Annotated in this window: 7 protein-coding genes; 3 read left to right on the top strand and 4 right to left on the bottom strand. The window is 47.1% G+C overall.

Features of this window, described 5'->3' with window-relative positions; translation table 11 throughout:
* Nucleotides 1-1,531: carboxylesterase family protein (locus F752_RS25675; RefSeq protein WP_051049937.1), on the bottom strand; the 1,531-nt coding region annotated here is incomplete at its 3' end.
* Between the two features lie 552 nt (nt 1,532-2,083).
* On the opposite strand from F752_RS25675, the gene F752_RS0122995 reads away from it, so the two are divergent.
* Entirely contained in the window at nt 2,084-2,686 is a 603-nt protein-coding gene (locus F752_RS0122995) for a porin family protein (RefSeq protein WP_040665109.1), read from the top strand.
* A gap of 58 nt (nt 2,687-2,744) precedes the next feature.
* On the opposite strand, the gene F752_RS0122990 is transcribed toward F752_RS0122995, so the two are convergent.
* Entirely contained in the window at nt 2,745-4,124 is a 1,380-nt protein-coding gene (locus F752_RS0122990) for an alkaline phosphatase family protein (RefSeq protein WP_236614064.1), read from the bottom strand.
* Between the two features lie 47 nt (nt 4,125-4,171).
* Nucleotides 4,172-5,914 (bottom strand): PKD domain-containing protein, encoded by a 1,743-nt coding sequence (locus tag F752_RS25670; protein WP_017734097.1) that lies wholly within the window; start codon nt 5,912-5,914, stop codon nt 4,172-4,174.
* 405 nt (nt 5,915-6,319) lie between these two features.
* Here F752_RS25670 and ggt point away from each other — a divergent pair, with 405 nt between their 5' ends.
* On the top strand, nt 6,320-8,008 hold the full coding sequence (ggt, locus tag F752_RS0122980; RefSeq protein ID WP_316928892.1) for a gamma-glutamyltransferase: 1,689 nt from the start codon (nt 6,320-6,322) through the stop codon (nt 8,006-8,008).
* Nucleotides 8,009-8,067: 59 nt separating this feature from the next.
* On the opposite strand, the gene F752_RS0122975 is transcribed toward ggt, so the two are convergent.
* Nucleotides 8,068-8,736, bottom strand: coding sequence for an acetoacetate decarboxylase family protein (locus tag F752_RS0122975; RefSeq protein WP_017734095.1), 669 nt, complete (start codon nt 8,734-8,736; stop codon nt 8,068-8,070).
* 429 nt (nt 8,737-9,165) lie between these two features.
* Between F752_RS0122975 and F752_RS0122970 the strand changes: the two genes are divergently transcribed.
* Complete coding sequence (locus tag F752_RS0122970; protein WP_017734094.1) at nt 9,166-9,792, top strand: hypothetical protein; 627 nt, start codon at nt 9,166-9,168, stop codon at nt 9,790-9,792.
* Nucleotides 9,793-9,926: the final 134 nt, after the last annotated feature.

Below are 9,926 nucleotides of genomic sequence, written 5' to 3'. Positions count from 1 at the left end.
TAAAGTCGCCGCTCAGCACCAGGTTCTTGCTTAGCGAAGCAGCAGTGCTGCCATTCAATACCAGTGACTGGCACAGCTCATTGTTGCTTTCTGGTGCGGTTACATCAATGTTTACAAGCTCTTTATCCTGGAGGGAATTATCCTTTGCCACCACGGTCACGGCATAGGCGCCTGCCGTTCCACTAGCCGGTTTAATTTGTAGGGTAGCAGTATTGTTTCGGTGGTCTGTGAGGCTGACAAAAGAAGGAACAGTACCCTCCAGCAGGAAGCTTACAATATCTCCGTCGGCATCGCTGGCAGTGAGGAGTAATTCTTTCAGCTGCCCTTCTTTTACCGACTGCTTACCGATGGTTGCCAGAACAGGGGCGTGTTGCTGAGTAGAACCTGCCTGTACGCTCAAGCTTACTTCATCAGATGCAGTTGCTCCTTTATTATCAGTAACAGTCACTCTAAAACTGTAGCTGCCTTCCTTCAGGCCCGATAGTTTAAGGGTCGCTGTTTTCGATCCGGAAAGTGTAACCGTAGGGCCACTAAGCTGTGCCCACAGAAAAGAAGCAATGGAGCCGTCTTTGTCCGAAGCACTGGCAATGAAAGAGGTGGTATCCTGGGGAAGTTTAATACTCTTATCCAGCCCGGCATTGACGATTGGCGGATTATTGGTGGTACTGGTATTTTTAGTATGAGAAAGCATCCACTCGAAAAAGTCGGGCTCAGTGTACGCTTTATTCCAGGTATTATGGCGTACATTGGTATATTCCGTATAGCGAACGCTGCCACCTGCCTCTCTTACTGCATTAACAGTTTCCAGGGTTGCGGCTGGTCTGGGATTTGTGTCCAACTCACCCTGGAATACCCACAGTGGTACACTTTTTAACTGCTGGGCCATAGCGGGATCGCCTGGGGCGGACATCGGCAGGGCAGCGGCAAAAAGGTCGGGACGTTTAAAAGCGGCATACCAGGAGCCGGCTCCGCCATTAGAAAGACCGTGTACATATATTCGGTCCGGGTCGACCTTGAGCTTGGTAACCAACAGCTCGATTATTTCCACTGCCTTTTTGAGATCCTCGCGGTAAGTAGAGGTGGCTTCTCCTTTACCATTAATCCAGGTGCCGTAGAAATTCTGCGGGAATAGCACAAAACCCGGAAAACGGCCGGTTGTGACAGCCTTCAGGTGTTCTCTTCCACCATAAAGTAGCTGGTGATCATTATTGTCAATCCTTGGATCGCCGGAAGGATAAGGTTCTTTGGTGCTCCATTCCATCCTGGCCGATTCGCCGGCACCGTGCAGCATTATAATAATGGGATACTTTTTGCCATCATTTGCAAGAGAATCATACCCTTGTGGGTATAAAAGACGAAAGTTCATCCAGTCCCAGGAGCCGCCCGCCCTTGTATATCGAAAGGATTTGTAAGGCGAAGTGTCCCAGGAAAGCATGGGGTAATAGGCCACCGGAGTAATGGTTTGGGCCTGTATCTGGCTTAGAGAAAATGCTCCAAGCAATAAAAAAATGGTGATGTAAAGATTTTTCATAGACCGTTCCGATAAAAACCAACTTCAGGAATTCAATGATTTATCCTTTGATTGAGTAAGGCGTTAATTGTCAGTGTGTTAACTTAATGCAAGATACAATATGTGTGTGAGATTGATGCAATTATTTAGCTAAATTTTTAAATTAATTTCACTTAAACATATTTTCCCCTTCCGGATTGAAAAAATAGCGCGTGGGGTAGGGAAAACGTATGAGAATCAGAGGTTTGAGAGCATCTTCTTGTACTCAAAAAAAGAGAAAAAGTTGCTCTCCGGTGGAAAATTATTTTTTCTTCTCATGCTGCACCAAAGGGAAAAGTTAATGTGGAATAAAAATAAAATTTGGCAAAACAGCTCTTTCAACAGATGCCCTGGGAAAAGGCTGTTTTACAGGAGCAAAATGTTCTGTGAGTAAGGTTTGGCTGCTTCCTTTTTAATCCTCCGGCTTTTTTGAAACTTTTGTACTTTTAAAACAAAAGATCTTTTCAGTCGTAGATATGACAAGAGAAAATGGCACTTTGCCTATTTATTTTTAGAACAAAAATTTTTTAAACAATGAGACGACTTTTTTTACTTACCCCTTTACTATTGCTTAGCTTCCTATGTGCACAGGCACAGGGTGTGCTTCCTCAATCTCCTCCACAGATTACTGCCCCGGTAGCCGCCGATGCGCTGTCGGAAGGTAACTGGATGGTTGGCGGAAACATCGGTAACATTGGTTACAATGCTGATATTGAAACCTTCCGACTCAGAGTAGATCCGAGTGCGGCGTATTTTGTTTCTGACAACTTTGCGCTAGGTGCAAGAGGACTGATTTTTACTCAGATTTCAGATGGACCGTCGGCCCTTTCATATGGAGTTGCTCCGATGGCCCGCTATTATTTTGGCGGAGCAGAAAATAGTGCGAATGCCTGGTTTGCCGGGGCCAGCCTTGGTTTTGCTGGTAGCTCTGATGATAACATACCCGATGACGAGGCTTTTTCTTTCCTTTTCGGCGTAGAAGCGGGCCTTGCTCACTTTGTAGCTGAACATGTAGCCTTAGAGGGAACTGTGAGTTTTACTGATACAGAAGCAAATGTTTTCCAGTCAGGGTTTTCAGTTGGTCTTGGGCTCCAGATTTACCTGCCAGGTGGTGGAAACCTAGAAAATATTAGATAAACAAATTAAACAGTAGAAATTAATTGAACGAAGAGCTGCCCCTGAAACTGGGGCAGCTTTATTTTTTGCCCTTTTTACCGCTAAGGGGCTTCTTCAATACTTTTTCCAGCACCTCCAGGCGCCCGTCTATCTTGTGCTGATAAGGAAGTTCCAGCAAGGCTGCAATGAGTGGATAGAGGTGTACATTTTCAAAAGAAGAAATTTGTAACTGCTCTTTAAAGGCGGGTCCCCAGGCATAAAAAGTTGCCTGCATATCCTCTACAATCCTCGGGTCATAGCCATGCCTTCCCGGAACTACCCGGCGGGCATCGGGCGGACTGAAAATGGAGGGCCAGTCGGCCAATAGTAAAATATCACCTACACGTCCTGTGCTATCTTCTTTAGAATTGTAATGCCAGTGCGCCGGAGTTTGATTGGTAAGATAGGTGGTAAATCCATTCTCCGCCTCTTTTAGTGCGGCATAGGTAGGACGAACAGCGGCCGTGTCCTTGGCATAAAGGGTGGTCATTACATCTCCTTCCACTACTATAAAATTGCTGGTGTCAATAACTGCAGGAAGGGATAAGGTGTGAGCCGTATCTACGGCTGTCATGCCATGGTCCGATACGAAAATATAATTCACCGGCAAGCCTGTTTCGGCAACAGCGGCTGTCAGTTGCTGAATGCTTTGATCAATAAACTGCACTGCCTGCCGGGTTTGAGGCGCTTCAGGTCCATAGCGGTGCCCTGCATGATCTGCTTCGGGGAGGTAAAAAGTAATAAGGTGCGGGCGGCTTCCTTCCGGCAGGTTTAGCCAGTTAACGACGGTCTGTATACGCTCCTCCATCGGAATTTCTTCGCTGTAGCGGTAATAGTAAGTGGGATGCAGCCCATTGATATCGGCCTCGGATCCAACCCAGTAAAAGCTGGCGCTCAGCATTTGCTGCTGCTCAGCCAGCACCCAGAGAGGAACACCTCCATACCAGCTCCCGTCTTCTACCTGTCTCCTGTTGCGGGGACTATATATTTCTGCACGTTCAGGGTCGTAAAAATGGTTGCTTACCAGGCCATGATGAGCAGGGTACAGGCCCGTAACAATGCTATAGTGGTTCGGGAAAGTTTTGGAAGGGAAGGAAGGAATCATTGACGCGGCCTGTACCCCCTGTTTGCTCAGGCGAAGCAGGTTGTCCGCTCCATGCATTTCGGCATAATCATGACGAAAGCCATCTGCAGAAATAAGGATAATATAAGGCTTATCCTGCTGTTTTGCACTATTCTTCCGGCCCGCTACAACCTTTTGCTGAGGGGTGCCGGCACCCTGCGCGAAGCTCGTTAAGGAAATAAAGCTACTTACAAACAGGAGAATCAATATTTTCATATACATATAGCAAATATATGCTTGGTCGGAAAATGCGTTCATGCGCAGTTCATGCTGATGAAGTATTGTGGAACCTGCCATGAGATCCACCTCCCCGGCAGGTTCCACAGTGCTACAATGGGGCAGGTTTATTTTTTAATCAGCATAAATATTCTGCTATAGTCTCCTTTTTCTGCCTGTAAGCGAATAAAGTAACTGCCTTTGGTATAAACTGCGGCCGGAATATTTATGCGGTACTGCTCAAGGCCGGGAGGAGTAATCTCTACCTTTTCCTGATGGATGAGCTGCCCCTGGACGTTGTAAACACTTAAATGATAAACATCTCTCTGGTTTACCTGAACATTCAGGTTTAACTCCCTGCTGAATGGATTGGGAAAAAAAGTTACTTCGCGAAGCGCTCCAAAGCCTTTATCTTCAATACCGGTGGGAATGGAATTCACGGTGAGCCTAAGCTCATCGGTGGCCATTGCACCCTTTTCATCGGCCACCATTATCTGGAAGGTATACTGCCCTTCTTCCAGTTCAGAAAGAGAAAGTTCGGGAGCGTTGGCGTTGGTCATGGTAACCAGAGGACCGCTTACCTTGGTCCATTGATAAGAAGCTATTGTTCCATCTTCGTCGGAGGCCGTAGCCAGCAAGCGTACGGTGTCGGAAGGGAGTGTAATACTGGTATCGCTGCTAACACTTACAGTGGGTGGCTGGTTTTCTTCAGTCGGGGAATTTACCATTAACCGTACCTCGTCGGAAGCAGCAAGGCCATCGTCATCTTTTATGGTAACTCTAAACTCATACATCCCCTGGGTGAGATTGCTAACAGAAAGCGACTGTGTATTTGCCCCGCTTAAGGAAGCCGCCGGCCCTTCCACCTGCTCCCAGTTAAAAGCTTCTACAGTGCCATCGGCATCGGAAGCGGAGGCGGTAAAGGTCGTGCTGTTATTGGGCAGGGTGAGAACTTTGTCCGATCCTGCACTCACTTCCGGAGCATAATTTGTTGTTTTGCTTTTTACCTGTGCCAGCATCCACTCAAAAAAGTCTGGTTCATTATAAGCCCTGTTCCATGTATTATGGCCCACACTGTCGTACTCGGTATAGCGGACGTTACCTCCGGCATCTTCAATGGCTTTAACGGTTTTTCTTGTTGCGTCGGGAGAAGGGTTCTCATCCAGTGCTCCCTGGAAAACCCACAGCGGTATATGCTTAATGGTTTCGGCCATGGCAGGATGCCCCCGGTGCGACATGGGCAGGGCAGCAGCGAAAAGATCGGGACGTTTGTAAATGGCATGCCAGGTTCCGCCGCCCCCATTGGAGAGACCTTGAATGTATATTCTGCTTGGGTCTATTTTTAGCTTCTGTACCAGAAAGTCTATCAGCTCCAGCGTTTTTTGCAGGTCTTTATAAGTTTCAGTAGTAGGTTCGCCATTATCATTAATCCAGGTGCCGTAGAAGTTTTGCGGGAATAGCACAAAACCCGGAAAGCGACCACTTCTTACAGCCTCCAGGTGCTGGCGACCCCCATAAAACAGCTGATGATCATTATTTTCTCTCCTGGGGTCGCCCTCTGGATAAAGGGTGTTGGTTTTGGTGGAATTATTCCATTCCATTAATGCCGATTCACCACCACCATGCAATACAATGATAAGGGGGTATTTTTTGCCATTGTTAGCGGTAGAGTCATAGCCATTAGGGAATAAGAGCCGGAAGTTGATGTAATCCCAGGAGGTGTTTTCCCGGGTATAGCGGTAAGATTTATAGGGCGATGTATCCCATTCGAGCATCGGGTAATAGCTTACCGGTTTTACAGTTTGTGCCTCCAGCAAACCTGTCCCAAACAGTCCGATGAGTAAGCTGAGGAATAAATGTACTTTTCTCATAATGGTCTTAACTTTATTTCAGCATCTTGGTTCAGGTTCCCTTTTTATTTGTATCGAACTGTCTTATTATTAGGCAATTAGAATGGCCGCAAAGATAGTATAAGCTGTTCGAATTCTTTAGTGATTTCGCCTTTGCCTGTTTTAGCATTCCTCCTTTATAAAATATTCTGTTAAACTTTATACGGAAGGTACAGCCTCTGAGATATCCTGAACGTGAATTAATTTCAGTTAAAGAGCGAGAACAGATATTAAGGAAAGGACTTAAACTTATTCCAGTGTAGCTTGTTCAGCTTACTGGTAAATAGAACAAGACAGGGGGAATAATTCGCTCACTGACAGGTGAACATCTCTTTTATTTTTCCTTTAAACCTTCACTGCATAAAATTAAATAGAAAAGGCTTTCGGATGATGAGAATACTACTGCTCCTTTTTGTATTTATTAATGTTGTTGCCTGTAATGAATGGGAGCTGGACGAAGTTGGGGTGATAACCGAAGAAGCCATGGTCGTATCGGCTCACCCTCTTGCCTCAGCCGTGGGAGCGCAGATAATGGAGCAGGGTGGTAATGCCGTGGATGCTGCCATAGCAGTAGAGTTTGCGCTGGCGGTGGTATACCCCGATGCAGGCAATATCGGGGGCGGTGGTTTTATGATTATCCGAATGGACGATGGCCGCATCGATGCCCTGGATTACCGCGAAGAAGCCCCGGCAGCGGCCAGCCGCGATATGTACCTCGATGAGAACGGAGAGGTAATAGAAGGGCTGAGCGTAAGTGGCCATCTGGCAGCCGGGGTGCCGGGCACGGTAGATGGAATGGTACGGGCTCATGAAAAATACGGCACCCTGCCCTGGGAGGAGCTGGTCGAGCCGGCGGTAAGGCTGGCGGCACAGGGTTTCCCCCTAACCGAAAAGGAAGCCGAAAAGCTGAACGAGCACCAGGAGGATTTTCTGGAGTACAATACTGTGCCACCCGACTTTGTGCTGAAGGATGAGTGGGAAGAGGGAGATACACTGGTGCTGGAGGATATGGCTCGAACCCTTGCCCTTATCCGCGATAAAGGCAGGGCAGGCTTTTATGAAGGGCCTACGGCAGCGCTTATTGTGGAAGAAATGGAAAGAGGGGGCGGTATTATTTCTAAAGAAGACCTTGCCGGTTACCGTTCCATCTGGCGTGAACCGATTACCGGCACCTTTGGCGATTATCGTGTAATTTCCATGCCGCCGCCTTCCAGTGGCGGTATTGCCCTTATTCAGCTCCTGGCTATTACCGAAGATTATCCGCTCGACCAGTGGGGCTGGCACAGTATCCCTTCTGCTCATTTAATGATTGAAGCGGAGCGAAGGGTATATGCCGACCGGGCTGCTCACCTGGGAGATCCGGCTTATTACGATGTGCCTGTGCAGGGCCTGCTAAACATCAACTACATAAAAAGCAGAATGGCCAGCTTTTCTCCTGAAGAGGCTACAGACAGCGATGAAGTTTCTGCCGGCGATCCGGCTCCCTATGAAGGACCTAATACCACTCACTATTCCATTGTAGATAGCGAAGGAAATGCAGTATCGGCTACTACCACCCTTAACAGTACTTTCGGCTCAAAGGTATTTGTCGACGGAGCTGGTTTTTTGCTGAATAACGAAATGAATGACTTCAGCGTAAAGCCCGGTTATCCCAACCAGTATGGCCTGGTTGGTGGAGAAGCCAATGCTATTGAGCCTGGCAAGCGCATGCTTAGTTCCATGACTCCCACCATTCTTGAAAAAGAAGGAGAGTTATATATGGTGGTGGGTAGTCCAGGAGGCTCCACCATCATCACCTCGGTTTACCAGACGATACTAAATGTCATCGTTCATGACTTCCCTATGCAGGGAGCAGTTAATGCGCCGCGCTTTCACCATCAGTGGAAACCAGACGGCGTGCTGTCGGAATGGCGTGCTTTTAGCTTGGGTGAATACATAAAACTGTGGCTGATGGGGCACCGGGTGGTGCCTAAGCCAGGCACCATCGGCCGGGTAGATGCCATACTGGTTCGGCCCGACGGGAGGCTCGAAGGCGGCGCCGATCCTCGTGGAGATGATATGGCGATCGGCTTCTGAACCGCCGGATCTTAACGGTAGGGCAGGTCTGGGTAATCACTTTAAAGCCCTTATGGCTGTTATTGTTTAAGTGCAGGGTAGGAGGATAGCACCGATGCCGGCGGGAACTCCATTGTAAAGTTTCGAAACGAGAGAACTGCCAACGGCTTTCGTTCCTGTACAGGAGGAAAAAATGAGGAGCCGGCCGAAATGTCATGTACAGAAGCAAATCCTAACCGGCCTGATGCCCGTGGGCGGGTAAAAAAGAAGTTGTCGCCCGCCTGCTGGATGAGTCGATTCAGGGGCAGCAGCTTAGTGGAGAAGGGGAAGCTCAGTGTCTTCTTGTTGATTTCACTTTCCAGGATCAGCTCTCCATTATGCTCTACTTTAATATGTTGAGTTCCACCACTTTTCTGGTTCCATTCGAAATGAGCATGCTCTTTCGGGAACCCCCAGTTATACAGCCCGCTTTGCTGGCTAATTTCTGTAGAGGTGTAAATTTTTGATACCGTAAAACCCAGTTTGCCGCCCCTGTGGATTAGGCCGGGAATAAACAGCAGCTCCTGGTAAGGGCCAGCGGGGGAGCTTACGTAATCCATTAACATTACTGCACCTAACCACCCTTTGTACCCTTGGTGCTGAAAATCCTGCATAAATCCCCACCGGCGGTTAAAGCTTTCAGGAAGATGGTAAAGAAGAACGAAACCATTTCCATGGAGCGTCCAGGGGGCAGGAACTAAAGATTGCATAATAAGTAATCAGTTGGTGTAAGTAAGTAACCCGTGGCTCCCGGGCTTGTTAACCTTTAGGAGGTAAGCAGGGTATGGCTTTTATTTTAGGGCTGCGATTTCCTGCAAACGAAAGTTTCCGTACTGTGAATAAAAATTAATGCGCAGTATTTCTTTTTTGAACCCGTAAACTCAACAGAGCACTGCCTATTGCTTTTAAAGCACCTCTTCCGAAGCCGGTAAAGGGTCTGCGGTTTACTCACCAATGATGAAATTCCCAGTACACGATATTTCCCCTTACGCAAAGCTTGTGTGCTGCTAGAATGTTGTTTTTCGTTTGATTTTCAGTTGTTTATGGCTGGAAAATCTAAAAAATCCCCAACGTATACCGATAGTCTCCGTATAATTGGGCAGAAACGAATTTTTTAAACCTTAAAAATTTTTTTAGTTATGGCAGATATAAGAATTGAGAAAGATAAAAATAAGCCGGTTTGGCCATGGATACTTGCATTATTGGTTTTAGTAGCCCTTGGCTGGTGGATTTTCGCAGATAGTGAGCCTGTTGAACCAGAGCCAGTTGCTTATGAGCAACCTATTCTTGAAGAGGAAAGAGTATCTAACGAACTTACTGGTGTTAGTGCCATAGGTGCGGTAAGTGAGTTTACCCAGTTTGTGGAAGAACCTCTTGAAGGAGCAGATATGGGACTCGACCATGAGTATACCAGCGACGGTATTTTAAGACTACAGAATGCTCTTGTAGCTATTGCAGAGCAGGAAACAAGTATGGATGCTGAAATCCAGGAACGTATAGGCGCTCTGGAGGAAGTTGCTCGTGAAATCCAAACTGATCCGTATGTATTGAAACATGCAGATAAAATGCATGAAGCATTTGTTCTTGCCGCCGAACTGATGGACGCAATTCAGGAAGATAGCTTTCTTGAGGTCGATACCGAGGTAACGGAAGTAATGGAGGCCGCTCACGCCATTAATCCAGAGGAAAATGCCCTGGATCAGAAAGATAAAATTCGCAACTATTTTGTAGAGGCGAAAGAAGCACTTGAAGCAATGGATGTGTAATAAGCATCACGTTTAAACAGAAATAAAAAGAGCCATGATACAGCTGTATCATGGCTCTTTTTATTTCATTATGTCCCGTCCTGAAATAGCGATACACAAAAAGAAACGTTATGAGACAAGGAGAAGAGCCAGAG

This window comes from Nafulsella turpanensis ZLM-10 (assembly GCF_000346615.1).
GTDB lineage: Bacteria > Bacteroidota > Bacteroidia > Cytophagales > Cyclobacteriaceae > Nafulsella > Nafulsella turpanensis.
The sequence above is the reverse complement of the archived record's forward strand: the minus strand, read 5'-3'. Positions and strand labels throughout refer to the sequence as shown.